Origin of the sequence: Dehalococcoides mccartyi CG5, assembly GCF_000830885.1 — a bacterium.
GTDB lineage: Bacteria > Chloroflexota > Dehalococcoidia > Dehalococcoidales > Dehalococcoidaceae > Dehalococcoides > Dehalococcoides mccartyi_B.
This window is the reverse complement of the sequence record NZ_CP006951.1, coordinates 51,064-69,504: the sequence shown is the minus strand read 5'-3', so window position 1 is coordinate 69,504 and position 18,441 is coordinate 51,064. Positions and strand designations below refer to the sequence as shown.

Below are 18,441 nucleotides of genomic sequence, written 5' to 3'. Positions count from 1 at the left end.
GTCTCCGTAGTAGGAGGAGAAATAATGTATTTACAACACCTTGAGATTGAAGGATATAAGAACTTCCGCTCCAAGTTCAAAGTCAATTTCTCGCCTAGGTTGAACGTCATGGTAGGTGAAAATGGCTCAGGCAAGAGTGCTGTCATTGACGCCATTCGCCAGTTGCTTCTGGAAGACGAATACGGCAGAAGTCCTATGTCAGACACTGACTTTAACCGACCATTCGATAAACCAAAGGAACAAGCAGTCTCCTTTCGCATACGCGGTCAATTCGACGGATTGTCGCCTGAACAGACTGTGATGTTCCTTCCCTGGACAGAAAACGGTCAGGCACATTTTCGGTTTGGCGGATAAAGGCCAAGGATGCAAGGAAATTGCTGTTACTCTTAACCGCGAGGGATATCGTACCAAGGCAGGAGAGCGCTGGGGCAGGACGACTGTCCACAAGATTTTAACTAATGAAGCTTATATCGGAACTCTGGTTTGGGGAGCCAGGGCGGGTCGTCCGGCCTCTAAAAATGGAGAAGGGGTCAAACTGGGAAATGCCTTCCCGGGCATAATAGATAAAGAAGTTTTCCAGCGGGTACAGCAGAATATGACTGCCCGCCAGCCCGGGAATATCCACCCCCGGACAATACCCAGCCAGTATCTCTTAAGCGGGCTGGCCTTTTGCGGTTGCGGTGCGTCCCTAACCGGGCACAGTGCTAAATCAGGCCGGCATTTCTATTATCAGTGTAACCGTAAGTTTAAACAGGGGAACGAGGTCTGTAATGGACAAGCTATACCCAAATCAAAACTGGAATCAGCAGTTATTACCCAGATAAAATCCAGGATATTGACCGAAGAAAACCTTGAAAACCTGGTGTCTTTGGTAAATAAAGACCTGGAATTAGCTTCAGTTCAATATAACGAGAGGCTTGCGGTCATTGATACTGAGCTGGAGGATATTCGGCAGAGGTTAAATCGTTTGTATGAGGCGATTGAGAGCGGCAAACTTGATTACAGTGATCTATCACCTCGAATCAAGGATTTAAGGTCTCGCCAATCTGACCTTGAGAAATCCAAGATTGTGGCTGAGGCTGAGTTATTAGCTAGCGGCAGTGAAAGCATTAAAATTGAACAAGTAAAAGCCTATGCAGGTGATCTTAAGCAACTACTGGCAGAAGCTGAAATCAGTGAGTGCAAAGCCTTCCTGAAAACATTTGTTAAGAAGATAGAGATAAACGGCAATGAGGCTACTTTGAAGTACAGATTGCCGCTGCCAGGGTTAAAAAACGGAAAAGAAGTTCTACCTATTGAGACTCTTGGTGGAGCTGAGGTGGCAGTAGGTAGAACTTTTCAATTCATATTTCTAATTAGTTAAAGACGTCATAAATTGGGTGCTGTTTGAGCCCTATGCTCCCAATAAAATTGACCTCAATAATTTATATTTGCTGATGATAAGTCACTTACTTTAATTGCATCTCAGTTGCTATAATAGCAAGTTGAGTACGATTAAACACTCCGTATTTACTTTTTAACTGATGTATATCTTTTTTAACAGTATCCATCGATATCTGTAGTTCGAAGCATATTTCTTTGTTTAACTTCCCTTTGGCCAATAATGATAGTACTTTTAATTCGCGAGGTTTTAAATGGCTTTTCCCTATTTGTACTTTTGTATCATTAGGTTCATTCCCTAGTCTACTCAACCCCCTGATAACTCTGTACAATAGCTCTCCGTGCCAAACTGTACCACCAAGAGCAACCATGCGAATCGCTGAACAAACATAATCTCGCGAAGACCCCTTCGGTATAAATCCGCTAACCTTATGATCTAATGCCTCAACTAAATACAATTCACTTTCATATCCGGAAATTATCAGAATTTTTATGGAAGGAAACTTTTCATTAAGCTGTGAAGCAATATCAAATCCATCTGAACCACTAATCCTTATGTCCAGTAATAATACATCCGGATGAGCTTCAGCAATTTCCTTCAGGAGTCCTTTTTGTCCATTTGATTCACCTACTAATTCAAAGTCCTGTTCTTGATTAATAATGACTTTAAGGCCTTGTCTCACTATTTCATGGTCATCAACAATAAATATTCTGATTGGGTTACGTATATTGTCTGATAAATTCCCCATTTTAACCTCGGATATCGTTAAAGTGATAATGTAGGCATTATGTGATTAATTATAGGCAGCAAAACATGAATACAGGTACCCTTTACCCCACTTCTAATACAAAATGTTCCGCTGACAATCTCTGCTCTTTGGCGCATACTTTGTAACCCACTCGGCCGTATCCAATCGACGTTTTTTAAGCAAAAACCGATTCCGTTATCACATATGTCAAGCGAAATATTTTTATCAGTCCTATTAAGATCAACAACTATTTGTGATGCCTGAGAATACTTCTTAGCATTTAATAAAGCCTCATGGACAATCCGGTATATTGTTGTCTCTAAATACGGCGGCACTGCTTTTGTCAGTGAATGATTAAACTTTATCTCACAATGCATTTCATCTTGCAGATGAATTGATTCTTCTTGGATTAGCCTGATAAGTCCATACCCAGTGAGTGTGCTTGGGTAAAGTTCCCGCATAATACTTCGAGCTTCAATTATAGTATTATTCAATTGCCCCGATAATTCATCCAGTTTATCTCTTTTATCCTTATTAAAAGGTTTCTTGCAGAGGGTCAAAGCATTTATTTGATGCAAAATCCCAGACAGATTCTGGACAATCCTGTCGTGAATCTCAATTGAAACCCACTCCCGTTCTTTTTCTTGTGCTGCAACATAAGTCTGAATTTTTGTTTGGAACTCAGATATATCCTTAAACAATGCCAGGATATATTCATGGTTGTCCATCTCAATAAGCCTTAAGGAAATCTCTGATATTTTTATTTCACCATTTTTACATCGGTGAATTGAATTATGAATAGAATATCCCTGTGCTTTGACTTTGTTGATGTGTGGCATAACCTCTTTAACCCGCTCGGGTGGGACTATATCTATGACATTCAGGCCTTTAAATTCGCCTTTTGTATATCCGTGAACTTTACAAGCCTGATCATTAGCAAATACTATTTTGCCATTTAGATCCGCAATAAATACCGAATCTCTGATACCGCTTATCATCAAATCATTTGCGGGCAAAACTTCTTGCGTTGGTAATTGTTTTTCGCCAAGCACTTTTCTACTCATACTCGGATTATAACATACAAAATACAGCTCTAGGCTAAGACTATTTTAGACTAATTACTGCTCAGTCTAGGATTTCATTCTTAAAATACACCTTTGGTAGCCTCCTTTAAGGAGGCTACCAAGACTCTCAATTGCTTATACTCGTTAATACTTTGGTACGATGATTAATATGCTTATTGAATTTAATATCTATTGTAAAAGTGCAGGAGGTGGACAGCAGAAATTAACTCCATGAAACTCAAAACTGTATCTCAAAAGCAAATTCATATCGGAGGAGTAAATGTCTAGTTTTCACTCAATAGTAAGCAGAAGGGATTTTATGAAAGCCCTTGGTCTGGCAGGAGCCGGAGTTGGGACAACTGCGGCTGTAGCCCCGGTGTTTCGTGATCTGGATGAAGTAATATCTACCTCAGCTGAAAGTGATTATGCTAATCCCTGGTGGGTAAAAGAAGTAGACCAACCAACTACCGAAATTGACTGGAATATATTGCAAAGATTCCAGAACGGCAGTTATAACAACTTTACCGCCCATTTGACAACTGAAGAAGTAAAGGCTATTCAAGCCAAGACAAAACAAGAAGCTATTGCACGAATGACCAGTTCTTCCAAGCCTGGGCAAACCCTTCGCGATAAGGCAATTAAAGAGGGTGGTTGGGCTGGTGTGTGGTACCGGATGGCACAACCAAACCTGACCAAGGATCTGGTGGAAGGTTGGGATACTGTTCCTACCCCTGAAATGTTGGGGGTTCCCAAATGGCAAGGCACACCCGAGGAAGCTTCCAATATGATCACTCAGGCATTGCGCTTCTTTGGCGCATCTAGTGTTAGTTTTGCCGAGATAAATGAAAACACCCGCAAGATGATATGGGCACAGATGCCTCAAGGAACATACCCCGACATAATCTTTGAAGAAGCACCAAAGCCTTCTTTCAACAGTGCTTCAAACAAGGTAATTATTCCGGATACTGGTATTTATGCAGTAGTGCATACTGTAAGACAATCATTGGATACTTCCAGTAGGGTCGGGTACCTTTCTGATGGAGCAGCCGGACAAGCTTATGACAACTGTGATATAGCACAGTGGCGTTTACAGGCATTCCTTAAAGTGCTGGGCTATTTTTCTGTCAGCCAGAATCTACTGGGCAACGGCCCGATTGTTGGTTGGGGCGTTATGTCTGGGCTTGGCGAACTAGGCCGTTTGGCACATTTGATAACTCCGGGTTGGGGACCTATGATTCGCCAGTCAACTATGAATATTGTAAATCTGCCGGTAGCCCCCAAAAAGCCTATAGATTTCGGTGCCAAGAAGTTTTGTATTACCTGCAAAAAATGCGCTGATCTTTGCCCTTCCGGTGCATTGTCAAAAGAGACAGAACTAACATGGGATATAGTTAAACCTTATGATTCGGTCAAACCAAACCTTTTCAATAATCCCGGTTTAAATAACTGGCCATTTGACCATTTCAAATGTAATCGCTATTGGAATGAATCAGATACCTATTGCGGCGTTTGCCAAGCGGTTTGTGTCTTCAGCAAGGATGATGCTTCCAGTGTCCACGAAATTGTTAAAGCTACTCTTGCCAAAACTACAATGCTTAATAGCTTTTTTGTAAATATGGACAAAGGATTTGGTTATGGTCTTAAACCTGAAGATACCATTGAAGAATGGTGGACAAATTCATTCCCTGTAAATGGCATTCATTACGATAATGACGCCTATTACAATTAATCAGGAAAAATATCTTCGGAAGGTAAAAAATTATGTGGTTTATTATCGGGCTGTTAGTTGGAGCTTTATTTTTAGGTTTTATGTGGCTACAGAAACGCCGTAACTTCAAGCTTACCTGGTACGAATGGCTATTGGGGATTGCAGGATTGGCATTGTTGCTTTTTACTGTCCAGAATTATTTGGGCAGTTATGTTGAAATAGAACCCAAAGCCGCCACCATGTTTCTGCTGGTGACTGGTTTACCATCTCTGATTTTGCTGGCATTAACTTGGCAATTAGCTGCCAGAAGAATCAAAAAAGCCTAAGCCAGATTTCCTGTACTTATCCAAGCGGGGGAGTAGTTTCCCCCGCTTATTTAATACAAGGGGTATACTATGATTCAACACTTACAATTGTAAGCTAACGTAAAATTGCTTAATCTCCAAGGTAATTTAGGTGATTCCCAAATAATATTGTTAATACTATCAACAGAAACAAGCCAGAAAACTTCTGATGCCCAAATTTCCAGATTACATATATTGGCATATTGTAAGGATAAAGAATGCATAGATTGATTAGATTTGCGCTCACTTTCATCAGTATATTCTCAATAGGGTTATTAGCTGCCTGTGCAAATAGTAAGAATATAATTGAGCAACCTGAACAGATACCTGAAGTTTGCCCGGATACTTTGGTACAAATTGACGAAGCAGTTTTATCCGCTGCTATTGACGAAAATGGTAATCCAATTCAGCTTACTCATGAATTTACGGTCGAAACACCTAAAATCTATTGCACTTTTATAGTGCCGGACATTTGTTGCACGACACTGTTTGTTAGATGGTTTTACGGAGAAGAAATTATCGGTACTTGGGAAGGCGTCGGCATAGGTAATCTCATACCTCAGACTCTCTCTCTGGATAAACCGGCTGGTGGTTTTGCCAAAGGTGATTACAGGGTAACAATGTATTTGGGATTCCGCGAATTAGTGACTGAATATTTTACGATAAATTGAAGCTTGTATCACTTGTTTTTAGGAGGGGACTGTTTTTTAGTTGGCTGAAGAATCAAGCATAATTTGGAGGAACAAGGTGTTACAAGAACTTAAAATAGATACTTACAAAGAGCTGGGCTGTTTCCACGGGGTAAGAGCAGGCATTGCCTATCATAAAGCTCTGGGAGTATCCACCAATACTCTGGTTATAGAACTGCCGGAGGAAAGGAATATACTCTCCACCCGCACCGGATTGGGCAAAGCCAAATATATACTCAATACCCATATCCCCCCCGAACTCTGGGACTTTATGCATGACAACTCGGCAGACTGGCAAACAGCCTACTCGGTAGTACTGGAAGAAGTCCTCAAAAGATACGATACAGACCTGGATAATGTCTCATTCCTATCTACCGGGGTAGACCAGGACAATATAGCCTGGGCGGAAGAAACCTATGAGGAATTCTGGGTGTTGGCCTTTGCCACCGCCGGAGTTAAGACCAATGCCATGCGGATAGGCTGTGATGAAGCCAGCGGCATAGAGCGTAACGGCAAGTTTGAGAAGATAGGCACGATTAATGTTATCCTGCTGACCGGCTCAAGCCTTGAGACACCCACCCTGGCATCTTCATACATTACCCTGACCGAAGCCAAGAACGTAGCCTTGCAGGAGCTGGATATACGGAGTGCGGCACATCCAGAGTGGCAGGCAACCGGTACGGGTACAGACCAGATAATTACTGTATCAGGCACAGGTGGAAAATACACTTATGTAGGCGGGCATACCAAACTGGGGGAGATGATGGCCAGAGCAACCACCAGAGCCGTCAAACAGGCTATCAGGAACTGCCGGGGGTACTAGGGGTATTTGATGTATTATCCAATGAATTAAACCTTAATTAACTAATGCATCTGCTGCTTTTTAGATTTCCACTCAGAATAATACATCCTGATAGTCTCCCGTTTGTATATGATTTTGTCATACGGGTCACCAATACTATTATTTAGAATAAACTTAACCTCATGACACAAGTAACCATGTTCAAATAAATCAAATACGGTGCATTTTAGAGTACCAAGTCTAATATTAAATTTACGTGCAATTTCAATTGCTTTCTTATCCTCTTCACTAGGTTCAATACTCATTGTATTCTCCTCTTGCATCAGTAATTAATATCGATACCATTATGAAAACAGTCACTCATATAAAAGCGCTATTCTTTCTCATATTACTACCGTTATTATTATCGATATATTTTGTCCTGTGATAATCCTTTAACAAGATCTAGATGCCTTACCAAGTTATACATAGGGATTTTGAAACTAGGATATCACCTACCCCCTCAAAAAATAACCCCCTCAATTTCTATTTTAGCCTAAGTAATTGGGTTTGACACGTCTATCTGGGCATTTTATCAAACAGTAATTACCGTTTGATAGTTTACAAAAGAACCTTTTGTATGGTCATAATAAAGGGCAATTTGCAGCGCTAAGGGTGAGAATTGAATAAGCTTTAGAGGCTGGTTAGGTCTTAAAGAGATCTGAAACTGGCACTTTGAGGGCCCTGGAAATGGCATAAATATTCTTGAGCGAAGGATTCCTCTCGCCCCGTTCGATACCACCTAAATATGTCCTGTGAACACCTGCCCGATCAGCCAACTCCTCTTGCGAGACTCCGGCTTTCTTCCTTAAATCGCGTATGCGTTCACCGAATCGTTGTTCAATAGTCTTTTCAGTCATCATATAAATTCCTATTGACCAACATGATATGGTGATGTAGACTATAGGTCTACAGACTATAAGTATCATTTATAAGTATTAGGGGAGTTTAATGAAAACACTCGCAAGATTAATCCAAGCTGTTTTACTGGTTATCATGTTGATTTTTGCATGGAATGCAGTCGCTTATTTTGTAAACTCGGCTGATTCAGATGATTCAGCCCCTGCTGTCAGATCTATACCGACCAAGCAATCTATCCTCCAATCCCCCCTTACACTCGATGGTCTTAAAACATCCGGGCGGTATGCGGCTGGGTATGTCTTTCTTGATTTTTATGATTCATACAGATTAGTCAATTACCTGAATAAGTATGATTATTCAGAAACTCATCAACCTTATAATGCCGGCTCAAGATACGGCATGTACTTTTCGGATGTATTTTATCTGGTTCCCGGAGACAACCTGAAAATTGTTATCTATAGTGATGTACCTTTAGGCCAAGATTTAAATTGTGAAATATCCAAATACACAAACAAAGGCCCGGTTGGCGTTACACCTTCATATAATGTTGAGCGATATGAAAATGGCTATCGGGCAGTGCTTAGCTGCCATGCTACCGAATCCGGCACATATCAGTTCAGACTTTGGCATCAGGATAAGACGGCATCTAAAAGGTGCGCAATCGTATTCTATTTCGAGTAGCAAATGTCCAGCTAAAAAGCCCGCTCTGGATTTAATCATTTGAGCGGGCTTTTCCTTTATCTATCAAGTACTGTCGAACAATTATCCGGGCAAGGATTTTTAGCCCCTTCATCGTCTGGGGGTCTATAGAATTTGCCTTGGCTGTCTTTTTCCTGCCCATATATTCATAATAACAAACCGCAAAATACATATATTAGTTGTAATTAGCATTGGTAAGAGCATATAATTATGTTATAACGAATCACAGGCAGACTTATCAGGCTGTCAAGGGGGTAAAATATGCCAAGAAAAAAGGCTCCGTCTATTAAGGAAACCCGCGAATGGCTTGACTTATATGAGAGCGGCTGGTCAGAAGCCCATTTAGCCCAACGGAAAGGTAGGGATATCAGGACTATCCGCAAATATATAACCGAAGCTCAAGCGGAACGCCGTTTTGACCAAGCCGAACTTGAGGTACTAAAAACAGCACTGACCAAGCACCAAGAACAACTCCTTGCCACCTTAAACGAACTTGATGCGGCTATTGCCCTGCCGGAGCCCGATACCCGGTTTTATTTTGACCAAGATACTTATAAAATTGAATTTAATGCAGGGAAAGTAGTTGCCACGCAACCTGAGTCGTCCACAGATATTATCGTTAATTTAGAACTTGAAAACAGTCTTCTTTTCACCCTTGTTGAACAGCATTTAAACCATAACCTTACCTTCTTTTCATTAAAAGGTTGGAAAGCAGCATGCGAGAACTATATAAATAGGTGTATCTTCTTCCGAAAAGAATTAGTAGAAGGTATGGATAGAATGGGGAGAGAAGTAGGGATAGAAGTATGCGCAGAAGCAAGGGATGAGAAGGGTATTTTGCTTGATTTTATATGTAAAAACAGCTTTAAATTCATACTTCTAAATGATCGCACAATACTTGAAAAAGCAGTTGAAAGGTTACAAATTAATAAGAACCGGGGGGAAATAATAATAAAACCGGGTACCACTTTATTAAGCTGCCCAGGCGCTGAAGAGGCATGTCTGGAAGCAATAACCAAATTATTAAGCATCGATAATTTGAAAAAATTCACATACATACGGGAAGCCTATAAACAACTTGGAATGGAAACACAAACCCTTAAGAGAGATATTCAAACTCTGATTTTAACCAATTTTCTGCCAGGGGAATGCGATGTTTGCCGTCGCTTAAAAGGCCAAAGGAGCGGGAAATGAAAGTCGCACTTTACGCCAGGGTATCCAGCGAAGCTCAGGACGTAGAATTATCCATTGCCGCCCAGTTAAGGGCACTTAGGGATTATGCCGGAAAAAATAACTATCAGATTACTTATGAATTTATAGATGAGGCTGAAAGCGGGCGGACTGCCGCCAGACCTGAATTTAAACGGATGATAGCCATGTCCAAGTCATCCATACCACCTTTCGAAGCTATATTAGTCTGGAAACTTAATCGCTTTGCCCGTAACCGGGCTGACTCTATTACCTATAAACTACTGCTTCAGAAAAAGGGCATTAAAGTCATCTCCATAAACGAACCCCTTGACGATTCACCCACCGGCAAGCTGATGGAAGGAATAATAGAGTCTCTGGACGAATTTTATTCAGCCAACTTAGGGCAGGATATAAAGCGGGGAATGAAAGAAAATGCCCTCAGGGGATTTTATAACGGAAGCCAGCCGCCTTTAGGATATGAACTTGTAAAAGTGAAGGATGGCCCAAAGCAACGGAATAAACTTGCCCCCGAAGCGGATACCTCTCCGGGAGTTAAAACCGTAAGATACATATTTGCTCTGGCGGATAAAGGCAAGGGCTGTAAAGAAATAGCCAATATTCTCAACCGGGAAGAATATATAACTAAGGCAGGTAAACCCTGGGGCAGGACGACGGTTCATAAGATACTCTGCAATGAAGCCTATACAGGCACTCTGGTATGGGGAGCCAGACCCAGCCAAGGTCTGGCTAAAAATGAAGAGGCAGTGCGGTTAGAAAATGCCTGGCCGGGTATTATAGACAAGGAAACTTTCCAGCGTATCCAGCAGAGCATGGTCTCCCGCCAGCCTAAAAATACCCACCCCCGGACAGTACCCAGCCAGTACCTGTTAAGCGGAATGGCTTTTTGCTCCTGTGGTGCGGCTCTGACCGGGCACAGTGCCAAATCAGGCCAGTATGCGTACTATCAGTGTAACCGGAAGTTTAAACAGGGAAACGGGGTCTGTAACTGCCAGGCAATACCTAAAACAAAATTGGAATCAGCTGTTATTAAGCAAATAAAGTCCAAGGTATTAACCGAAGAAAATCTGGAGGAACTAGTAAAACAGGTCAATGAGGAACTTGAATCAACTTCCAGCCATCATAAGGAAAAGCTGGCCGTTTTGGATGCCGAACTGGATGATATCAGACAGAGGTTAAACCGCCTGTATGAGGCTATTGAAAGCGGCAAGTTAAATTATGACGATCTGGCGCCCCGGATAAGAGAGCTTAGGGAACGGCAGTCTAAACTTGAAAAGTCCAGGGTATTAGCTGAAGCTGAGATGGTAGCTGATAGTGACGACAATTTTAATCTTGGGATGGTTAAAGCCTATGCAAATGACCTTAAACAGCTGCTTAACGAATCGGAGATAACCGACTGCAAGACTTTCTTAAAGACTTTTGTTAAGAAGATTGAAACAGATAGCCGTAATGTGAGCTTGAAATATACCCTGCCGCTACCGGGAACTAACAGAAGAAGGGAAGTTCTACCTATTGATACCTTTGGTGGAGCCGGAGGGATTCGAACCCTCTACCTTTTGACTGCCAGTCAAACGTTCTCCCAAGTGAACTACGGCCCCAGCAACAGATAGATAATCTATCATAAATGGTCACTAAGTGCAACTTTTTTTAGCTTTATAATAAAAATACAGGGCGAGTATTTAACCCTGAATTTCCCGGTTATTTTATTTTTTTACTTTCCAAACAGTGCCACCAGCAGAGTCTTCCAGAAGTATCCCGGCTGTATCCAGACTGGTACGGATTTTGTCTGCCAGCTGGTACTGCTTTGCCACCCGCAGGTCTTTTCTGAGTTCTATCAGCAGCTCTATAAAAGGAGCAACGTCTGTACCGGTTTTGGACTCTGCTACTATCAGACTAAGTCCAAGTATATCCGCCAGTTCTTTAAATAGCTTTTGGCCGTCAGTGCTTTTACCAGCCTCGCCCTCTATACGGTTTAATTCGCGGCTAAGGTCAAAGATAGTAGCCAGAGCAGCCGAAGTATTAAAGTCATTGTCCATATACTGGGTAAAACGCTCACGATATGCCTTGGTATCCACCGCGGTTTCTTTAAACTGGGGATTATCCTTACGGGCAGCTGTCTGACGCAGACGTTCCGCCCCTTTTTCAGCCGCTTCCAGAGCTTCTTCAGAGTAAGTAAGCGGATTACGGTAGCTGGAACTGAGCACAAAAATCCGCAGAGCATCTGCCGAGTAACGGCTGAGGGCTTCTTTTATAGTAACCAGATTGCCCAGTGATTTGCTCATTTTCTCTTCGCCGAGTTTTAAAAGTCCGTTGTGCAGCCAGTACTTAACAAAGGGTTTGACCCCGCTGAAGCACTCGGACTGGGCTATTTCATTTTCATGATGGGGGAATATAAGATCCTGCCCGCCGCCGTGTATATCTATCTGCTCGCCCAGATAACGAAGAGACATGGCAGAACATTCAATATGCCAGCCGGGGCGTCCCAGTCCCCAAGGGCTTTCCCAAGACGGTTCGCCGGGTTTGGTGGCCTTCCAAAGGGCAAAATCCATGGGGTATTCTTTTTCTTCATCAATTTCAACCCGGGCACCGGCCATCATCTGCTCCAGAGTACGATGGGACAGTTTGCCGTAACCGTCCACCTTCTGCACCCGCAGGTAGACACTGCCGCCTACCGCATAAGCATAGCCTTTTTCTATAAGGCCGGAGACCATTTCTATTATCTTGGGCACTTCCTGAGTGGCTCTGGGATAATAATCTGCCGGGGTTATATTAAGTGCAGCCATGGCGTCCAGAAACACCCCGATATTACGCTCTGCCAGAGTAGACGGCTCTATGCCTTGGGCATTGGCCTTGGCTATTATTTTATCATCTATATCGGTAAAGTTCTGGATATATTTTACCCGATAACCTTTATAGGTAAGGTAGCGGCGGATTACGTCAAAGTTTATATAGCTCATGGCGTGGCCGATATGCGGCTCTGACTGCGGGGTAATGCCGCAGACATACATTTTGACTTTGCCGTTTTCCAGAGGGACGAATTTTTCCAGCTTGCCGGATAAAGTGTTATATATTTTCATAGTCTATTTTTCATCTACGAGGGCCACCGCCCAAGCTACCATTCCCTCCTGCCGGCCGACAAAGCCGAGTTGCTCCGAGGTACTGGCTTTAATCCCCACCCGCCCGGGGTCTATGCCCATGGCCTTGGCAAGGTGTTTGCGCATGGTATCTATATGGCCGCGTAGCTTTGGTTCCTCCGCTACTATAACTGAATCTACATTTATTATGCCAAAACCTTTTTTAGCCAGCAAGTCTGTCACCTGTTCAAGAAGTTTGAGTGAAGATATGCCTTTGTACTTTGGGTCTCCCGGCGGGAAGTAGAGTCCTATATCCCCCAGTGCCGCCGCTCCCAGAAGCGAATCCATAATGGCATGGGTAAGCACATCTGCATCACTCCAGCCGATAAGCCCGCATTCAAAGGGGATTTCCACCCCGCCCAGCACCAGTTTCTGCCCCGGTGCCAGACGATGGACATCATAACCGTTTCCAATACGCATTATGCTCACCGTCCTTTCTTCAGCAGTATTTCTGCCATAAGCAGGTCTTCAGGTGTGGTTATCTTTATATTAGCACATGCGCCGGAGAATATCCTGACTGGGAGCTTCAGTTTTTCTACCAGTTGGGCATCGTCAGTGGCGATTATACCCACCCGCTGGTAGGCTTTTTGGATAATATCTGCCCGAAACACCTGAGGTGTCTGGACGGATATCAGCCTCTCTCTGGGCAGGGTTTTTTCCACCAGCCCTTCCGGGGATATTTCTTTAATGGTATCTTTAAGGGGTACTGCCGCGATGGCCGAACCGCAGAGTTTAGCCGCTTCCAACCCTTCGGGTATAGAGTCAGGCTCAAGCAGGGGGCGCGCCCCGTCATGAATGAGTATCCAGCCGCAGTCACACAGGGCTGACAGCCCTGAGCGGACAGAGTCCTGGCGGAGTGTCCCGCCGGAGCAAATGGCTATAACCTTGCTGAAATTATATTCCTTAACCAGCTCTTTGGCTTTTTCAATATTGTGTTCTGCCATAACCAGAGCAATATCATCTACCTGCGGGGATTCTTGAAAAACCGAAAGCGTGTGAGCCAAAACAGGTTTACCCGCCAGAAGGGCAAAAATCTTGTCCTGCCCCTCCATTCGGCGGCTCTGACCGGCAGCTACAATAACTGCCCCTACTTTTTCATTCAAAAACATCTTCGGTCTCCGTTTTTACCCCGGTAAGCGCCAGTTTAATAGCCTCTTTGACAGTTGAAACCGCAATAATCTGGATACCATTTATATTTATATTCTGGCAATTAGCACCGGCAGGTACCAAAGCCCTCGTAAAACCCAAACGGCTGGCCTCGGAAAGACGTCTTTCCAAATGAGGGATTGTCCTCAGTTCCCCTGAAAGGCCAATCTCACCCAGTGCTATGGTTTCCGGGCAGACCCCGATATCACGGTAACTGGAGGCAATGGCCAAAGCAATAGCCAAATCTGCGGCCGGCTCGTCCAGACGAATACCGCCGGTGGCATTTACTATTATGTCCTGGGTACCCAGCCGCATGGAAAGGCGTTTGGAAAGAACAGCGGCTATCATAATAGTACGGTTAAAATCTACCCCGTTGGCCGTGCGGCGCGGCTGGCCGAAACTGGTGGTATTGGTGAGTGCCTGCACCTCTACCAGTAAAGGGCGGCTACCCTCCAGCACTGCTGTTACAGCTGAACCAACAGTGTTTGCCTGCCGATTAGATAAAAATATCTGCGAGGGATTGGCTACTTCCACCAATCCTTCACTTTTCATTTCAAATATGCCTACTTCGTTGGTAGAACCGAAGCGGTTTTTGACCGAACGTATCAAACGGTAAGCACTCTGGGACTCGCCCTCAAAGTACATGACCACATCTACTATATGTTCCAGTATGCGCGGCCCGGCGATGTTGCCCTCTTTGGTAACATGGGCGGCAATAAATACGCTGGCACCGCTGTTCTTAGCCCACTGCATCAGGCGGAGGGCTGATTCACGCACCTGATTTATAGCACCGGGTGCGGCCTCAAGCTCAGGCAGGAATACAGTCTGGATAGAGTCTATAACAACCAATGACGGGCAGAGGACTGAAAGCTGGGCTAGAATGGCATTAAGGTCTGTCTCAGCCATAAGGAAAAGCCCCTCGCCGCTGATACCCAGACGCTGAGCGCGCATTTTTATCTGGGCGGGGTTCTCTTCCCCGGAAACATATACCACTTTGCCGCCGCTCTGGGCTACCGAGGCAGCCACCTGAAGAAGGAGCGTGGATTTGCCGATACCCGGTTCACCCCCTAAAAGCATCAGTGAACCCGGCACTATTCCACCGCCCAAAACCCGGTTGAACTCTGAAATAGATAGACTCCGGCGGGTAGTATCTGATGCATTCAGACTGGAAAGCTCGGCTGCCGGGCTGATAACCCGGGCAGGTGCATTTTTACGCCCGAGAGGTGCAGCAATTGTTGTTTCTTCAAGAGTATTCCATTCCTGACAGCCGGGGCAACGCCCCAGCCACTTCAGGCTCTCATGTCCGCAGTTGGAACAGATATAAACATTACGGCTTTTATCCATATACAGAAGACTTTACACAATTTAATCCGCTAAAGCAAGGGCGTACCTGCCCCTTAGTTTACCTCAGATATTCCGGCGAATATACACTTTGTAAAAAAGGATTACTGCCAGACAACCGCCTTGATAAAATATGCCGCCCGGTAAAAGCTCTGCCTAGGCGCTGCCAGCACCCCCCCCGCAAAAGGTAATAGGCGGACCGCTTTCAAAGGCTGGCAGGCAGCATAAGCCCATGCGTCAGGCTAAGGCTGACAGTAACCCCTATGCCCACCCCATAAGGAGTAAACTATTTCGGAGTTTGTTTTTTAGCTCTTCGCTTAACGGACAAACCAGCGTTTGCTACTTACCCGGCAGGACAGGCTTACCCAGCTAATCATTTTTATTTTACCCTAAACAAAAAGGGGAGTCTTAAAACTCCCCTTAAACTAATCCGTTACCGGTACCCGCCCTTAAGGAGTAGCCTGACTAAGCTCAGCCGGTTCGGCCAGCCGGACAATTATTTCGTCTTCGGCAGTATCCACTATTACTTTATCCCCGGCTTTAAATTTAGCCCGCAGCAAGTCTTCAGACAAGCGGTCTTCTATCATGGTCTGGATAGTGCGGCGCAGAGGCCTGGCACCATAAACCTCATCATAACCCTTCTTGCCCAGCAAGTCCTTAGCAGATTCGGTCACCTCAAGCCCGATGCCCTTTTCAGCCATCTGCTTGACCACACTCTTGAGCATCAGGTCAACAATACTGCGAATCTGCTCTTTATTTAGCGAGTGGAAGACCACCACACTGTCAATACGGTTTAAAAACTCCGGACGGAAACTCTTTTTAAGCTCACCCAGCAGCTTGTCTTTCATGTGCTCAAAATTGGTCTGCTGGGCCTTTGATTCGTCTGTCTGAGTGGCAAATCCGATAGTCCCGCTACCCTTGCGGATAAGTTCAGCCCCAATGTTTGAGGTCATGATGATAATGGTATTCCTGAAGTCCACCCGCCTGCCCTTGGCATCTGTCAGGTGGCCGTCATCAAATATCTGAAGGAGAATATTAAAAACGTCAGGATGAGCTTTTTCTATTTCGTCCAGCAGTATCAGGCAATATGACTTGCGGCGAACAGCTTCCGTCAGCTGGCCGCCCTCATCATAGCCCACATATCCGGGGGGTGCACCCACCAGACGGGATACAGCGAATTTTTCCATAAATTCGGACATATCCAGCCGAACCAAAGAGTCTTCCGAACCGAACATAAACTGGGCAAGCGCCCGTGCCAATTCGGTTTTACCCACGCCGGTAGGTCCAAGGAAAACAAAGTTGCCAATGGGGTGACGGGGATCTTTAAGACCGGCCCGTGCCCGCCTGACAGCCTTGGATATGGTAACAATAGCCTCTTCCTGGCCGATAATCCGCTCGTGCAAAGCATCTTCCATATGGAGAAGGCGTTCGGTTTCGTCACCGGTAAGCTGTACCAGAGGGACACCTGTCCACATACTGACTACCTGAGCAATATCTTCTTCGCCCACCACCGGCTTGTCCATAGCCTGTTCGGTCTGCCATTCATCTTCCATGCGGCGTATCTTTTCAGCTATCTGAAGCTCACGCTCGCGGAGTTCGGAAGCATAGTCGTACTGCTGGGTAGCCAGAGCGGCTTCTTTATCCCGGCGGTAGCTGTCTTCTATAGCTTTCATCTCTTTCAAAGAGACCGGCTTGGTGCGTTTCTTTATCCGCACCCGTGATGCAGCTTCGTCAACCAAATCTATAGCCTTGTCCGGCAAAAAGCGGTCAGGTATATATCTGGCAGCCATATTGGCAGCAGCGATAATAGCTTCATCGCTGATGATAAGCTTATGATGCTCCTCATAGCGTTCTTTTATACCCCTGAGAATGCTCAGTGTATCTTCTATGGCCGGTTCTTCAACCAGTACCGGCTGGAAGCGTCTCTCAAGTGCGGCATCACGCTCAACATACTTACGGAAATCATCCAGAGTGGTCGCACCGATAACCTGCACCTCACCTCTGGCCAGTGAAGGCTTGAGGATATTGGCGGCATCTACTGCCCCCTCGGCAGCACCGGCTCCCACCATGGTGTGGAATTCGTCTATAAACAGGATTATGTTTCCTGCATTTTTAATCTCCTCAATAACCTTCTTAAGCCGTTCCTCAAATTCACCCCGGTATTTGGTACCGGCCACCAGTGAGGCCACGTCCAGTGAGATTATATGCTTCTGTTCCAGAGTTTCCGGTACGTCACCCGAAACAATGCGCTGGGCCAGCCCCTCCACAATGGAGGTTTTTCCTACGCCAGGTTCGCCTATAAGCGCAGGGTTATTTTTGGTACGGCGGGAAAGAATCTGGACTACCCGTTCTATTTCTTTGGAACGCCCGATAACCGGGTCAAGCTTACCAGCCTTGGCTGCGGCCGTCAGGTCAAAACCTAACTGGTCCAGCTGGGGGGTTCGGCTGGGGGTTGTCCGGCTGGTTTTAGGTTTGTTTAAACCCTGATTCAAGATACGCCCTACTTCGGTGCGCACCTTTTCAACTGTAACCCCAAAACTCTCAAGCACACCGGCAGCCGCCCCTTCACCTTCACGCAGAAGGCCTAAAAGCAAATGCTCAGTGCCAATGTAGTTATGGCCCAGATTTCTGGCTTCATCAATACCCAGCTCGATTACCTTTTTGGCTCTGGAGGTAAGACCGGTTTCAGAGGTAGCAGGGTGTTCACCCCGTCCCAGTATAAATTCAACAGTCGAACGTACCTTGGCCAGGTTTACGTCCATATTCACCAGCACCCGGGCGGCCACGCCTTCTTCTTCTCTCACCAGCCCCAGCAGTATATGCTCAGTGCCGATGTAGTTATGGTTAAGGCTCTGGGCTTCTTCCTGTGCATAGGTAAGAACCCGGCGCGCTCTTTCGGAAAATTTATCAAATCTGCTAGACATAATTTTTTTACTTTCACTCGGTTAGTACTCTTATTATAGCTCAGCCAAAAAGAAAGTGTAAAGGCAAATAGGGGGCATTAGCTTTGAAATAAAAAAAGACCCTTAACGGGCCTTGTTTTTAATTAAATATCAGAGGGAAAATGGAGCTCTGCTTTCAAGTGAATGAAAAAGCAAAGCTCCCCGGGCAGTGGCATATTTTCCACAAGGAGTTGCCTCCTAAGTATCGTCTGCGCTGGGGCGTTTCACGACCGTGTTCGGGACGGGAACGGGTGGTACCACCCCGCTCTAACCACCAGGGGAGCGGATGCACATTAGTAATTCACTTGTTAACTTTGATCCAAGCGATATTTGT

At 45.0% G+C, this 18,441-nt stretch carries 17 protein-coding genes, 1 tRNA gene, 1 rRNA gene and 1 pseudogene; 9 read left to right on the top strand and 11 right to left on the bottom strand.

The genetic code is table 11. The features are described from left to right. Positions 1-24: 24 nt before the first annotated feature. Together X794_RS00360 and X794_RS00355 are read left to right on the top strand one after the other, a co-directional pair. The gene (locus X794_RS00360) at positions 25-354 is read left to right on the top strand and encodes an AAA family ATPase (RefSeq protein WP_041344425.1); all 330 of its coding nucleotides are present in this window, start codon (positions 25-27) and stop codon (positions 352-354) included. Then, positions 344-1,363: a recombinase family protein gene (locus X794_RS00355; protein WP_158407949.1), complete on the top strand. Its 1,020-nt coding sequence runs from the start codon at positions 344-346 to the stop codon at positions 1,361-1,363. The genes X794_RS00360 and X794_RS00355 overlap by 11 nt, the downstream gene beginning before the upstream one ends. Before the next feature lie 85 nt (positions 1,364-1,448). Here the strand turns inward: X794_RS00355 and X794_RS00350 are convergent, their stop codons facing one another. Then, positions 1,449-2,129, bottom strand: coding sequence for a response regulator transcription factor (locus X794_RS00350; RefSeq protein ID WP_041344423.1), 681 nt, complete (start codon positions 2,127-2,129; stop codon positions 1,449-1,451). A 17-nt stretch (positions 2,130-2,146) separates the two neighbouring features. Further along, complete coding sequence (locus X794_RS00345) at positions 2,147-3,181, bottom strand: PAS domain-containing sensor histidine kinase (protein ID WP_158407948.1); 1,035 nt, start codon at positions 3,179-3,181, stop codon at positions 2,147-2,149. 292 nt (positions 3,182-3,473) lie between these two features. Here X794_RS00345 and X794_RS00340 point away from each other — a divergent pair, with 292 nt between their 5' ends. From X794_RS00340 to X794_RS00325, 4 genes are all read left to right on the top strand, one after another. Then, positions 3,474-4,922: a reductive dehalogenase gene (locus X794_RS00340; RefSeq protein WP_041344422.1), complete on the top strand. Its 1,449-nt coding sequence runs from the start codon at positions 3,474-3,476 to the stop codon at positions 4,920-4,922. A 32-nt stretch (positions 4,923-4,954) separates the two neighbouring features. Then, on the top strand, positions 4,955-5,227 hold the full coding sequence (locus X794_RS00335) for a hypothetical protein (RefSeq protein WP_041340849.1): 273 nt from the start codon (positions 4,955-4,957) through the stop codon (positions 5,225-5,227). Positions 5,228-5,463: 236 nt separating this feature from the next. Further along, entirely contained in the window at positions 5,464-5,916 is a 453-nt protein-coding gene (locus tag X794_RS00330) for a hypothetical protein (RefSeq protein WP_010937230.1), read from the top strand. 76 nt (positions 5,917-5,992) lie between these two features. Further along, the gene (locus tag X794_RS00325; RefSeq protein ID WP_041344600.1) at positions 5,993-6,757 is read left to right on the top strand and encodes an adenosylcobinamide amidohydrolase; all 765 of its coding nucleotides are present in this window, start codon (positions 5,993-5,995) and stop codon (positions 6,755-6,757) included. A 41-nt stretch (positions 6,758-6,798) separates the two neighbouring features. Here the strand turns inward: X794_RS00325 and X794_RS00320 are convergent, their stop codons facing one another. Together X794_RS00320 and X794_RS00315 are read right to left on the bottom strand one after the other, a co-directional pair. After that, the gene (locus X794_RS00320) at positions 6,799-7,041 is read right to left on the bottom strand and encodes a hypothetical protein (RefSeq protein ID WP_012984059.1); all 243 of its coding nucleotides are present in this window, start codon (positions 7,039-7,041) and stop codon (positions 6,799-6,801) included. 378 nt (positions 7,042-7,419) lie between these two features. Next, a complete protein-coding gene (locus tag X794_RS00315; protein WP_010937228.1) occupies positions 7,420-7,638 on the bottom strand; it encodes a helix-turn-helix domain-containing protein in 219 nt (72 codons plus the stop codon). An 88-nt stretch (positions 7,639-7,726) separates the two neighbouring features. On the opposite strand from X794_RS00315, the gene X794_RS00310 reads away from it, so the two are divergent. From X794_RS00310 to X794_RS07400, 3 genes and pseudogenes are all read left to right on the top strand, one after another. After that, positions 7,727-8,317 (top strand): hypothetical protein, encoded by a 591-nt coding sequence (locus X794_RS00310; protein WP_015407424.1) that lies wholly within the window; start codon positions 7,727-7,729, stop codon positions 8,315-8,317. Between the two features lie 279 nt (positions 8,318-8,596). Next, on the top strand, positions 8,597-9,529 hold the full coding sequence (locus X794_RS00305; RefSeq protein ID WP_010935871.1) for a hypothetical protein: 933 nt from the start codon (positions 8,597-8,599) through the stop codon (positions 9,527-9,529). Beyond that, positions 9,484-10,527 (top strand): annotated as a pseudogene (locus X794_RS07400) (recombinase family protein); the annotation flags it as partial. The gene X794_RS00305 and the pseudogene X794_RS07400, both read left to right, overlap by 46 nt. 539 nt (positions 10,528-11,066) lie before the next feature. Here X794_RS07400 and X794_RS00295 read toward each other — a convergent pair. The 7 genes from X794_RS00295 to rrf form a co-directional block, all read right to left on the bottom strand. Further along, positions 11,067-11,142, bottom strand: a tRNA-Ala gene (locus X794_RS00295). 105 nt (positions 11,143-11,247) lie between these two features. Beyond that, on the bottom strand, positions 11,248-12,621 hold the full coding sequence (cysS, locus tag X794_RS00290) for a cysteine--tRNA ligase (protein ID WP_011308694.1): 1,374 nt from the start codon (positions 12,619-12,621) through the stop codon (positions 11,248-11,250). Between the two features lie 3 nt (positions 12,622-12,624). After that, on the bottom strand, positions 12,625-13,098 hold the full coding sequence (gene ispF / locus X794_RS00285) for a 2-C-methyl-D-erythritol 2,4-cyclodiphosphate synthase (protein ID WP_011308693.1): 474 nt from the start codon (positions 13,096-13,098) through the stop codon (positions 12,625-12,627). Between the two features lie 5 nt (positions 13,099-13,103). After that, positions 13,104-13,787: a 2-C-methyl-D-erythritol 4-phosphate cytidylyltransferase gene (locus X794_RS00280; protein ID WP_011308692.1), complete on the bottom strand. Its 684-nt coding sequence runs from the start codon at positions 13,785-13,787 to the stop codon at positions 13,104-13,106. Beyond that, complete coding sequence (gene radA, locus X794_RS00275) at positions 13,774-15,168, bottom strand: DNA repair protein RadA (protein ID WP_034376942.1); 1,395 nt, start codon at positions 15,166-15,168, stop codon at positions 13,774-13,776. Before radA ends, X794_RS00280 begins: the two co-directional genes overlap by 14 nt. Before the next feature lie 446 nt (positions 15,169-15,614). After that, positions 15,615-18,089 carry an ATP-dependent Clp protease ATP-binding subunit gene (locus tag X794_RS00270; RefSeq protein ID WP_041344420.1) on the bottom strand — a complete coding sequence of 825 codons (2,475 nt, stop codon included), beginning with the start codon at positions 18,087-18,089 and terminating at the stop codon, positions 15,615-15,617. Positions 18,090-18,268: 179 nt separating this feature from the next. After that, a 5S ribosomal RNA gene (gene rrf / locus X794_RS00265) occupies positions 18,269-18,386 on the bottom strand. Positions 18,387-18,441 lie beyond the last annotated feature (55 nt).

Coding starts and splice junctions, on each gene's coding strand:
- X794_RS00360 (WP_041344425.1), top strand. CDS start 25: ATGTATTTACAACACCTTGAGATTGAAGGATATAAGAACTTCCGCTCC.
- X794_RS00350 (WP_041344423.1), bottom strand. CDS start 2,129: ATGGGGAATTTATCAGACAATATACGTAACCCAATCAGAATATTTATT.
- X794_RS00340 (WP_041344422.1), top strand. CDS start 3,474: ATGTCTAGTTTTCACTCAATAGTAAGCAGAAGGGATTTTATGAAAGCC.
- X794_RS00335 (WP_041340849.1), top strand. CDS start 4,955: ATGTGGTTTATTATCGGGCTGTTAGTTGGAGCTTTATTTTTAGGTTTT.
- X794_RS00330 (WP_010937230.1), top strand. CDS start 5,464: ATGCATAGATTGATTAGATTTGCGCTCACTTTCATCAGTATATTCTCA.
- X794_RS00320 (WP_012984059.1), bottom strand. CDS start 7,041: ATGAGTATTGAACCTAGTGAAGAGGATAAGAAAGCAATTGAAATTGCA.
- X794_RS00315 (WP_010937228.1), bottom strand. CDS start 7,638: ATGATGACTGAAAAGACTATTGAACAACGATTCGGTGAACGCATACGC.
- X794_RS00310 (WP_015407424.1), top strand. CDS start 7,727: ATGAAAACACTCGCAAGATTAATCCAAGCTGTTTTACTGGTTATCATG.
- X794_RS00305 (WP_010935871.1), top strand. CDS start 8,597: ATGCCAAGAAAAAAGGCTCCGTCTATTAAGGAAACCCGCGAATGGCTT.
- cysS (WP_011308694.1), bottom strand. CDS start 12,621: ATGAAAATATATAACACTTTATCCGGCAAGCTGGAAAAATTCGTCCCT.
- ispF (WP_011308693.1), bottom strand. CDS start 13,098: ATGCGTATTGGAAACGGTTATGATGTCCATCGTCTGGCACCGGGGCAG.
- X794_RS00280 (WP_011308692.1), bottom strand. CDS start 13,787: ATGTTTTTGAATGAAAAAGTAGGGGCAGTTATTGTAGCTGCCGGTCAG.
- radA (WP_034376942.1), bottom strand. CDS start 15,168: ATGGATAAAAGCCGTAATGTTTATATCTGTTCCAACTGCGGACATGAG.
- X794_RS00270 (WP_041344420.1), bottom strand. CDS start 18,089: ATGTCTAGCAGATTTGATAAATTTTCCGAAAGAGCGCGCCGGGTTCTT.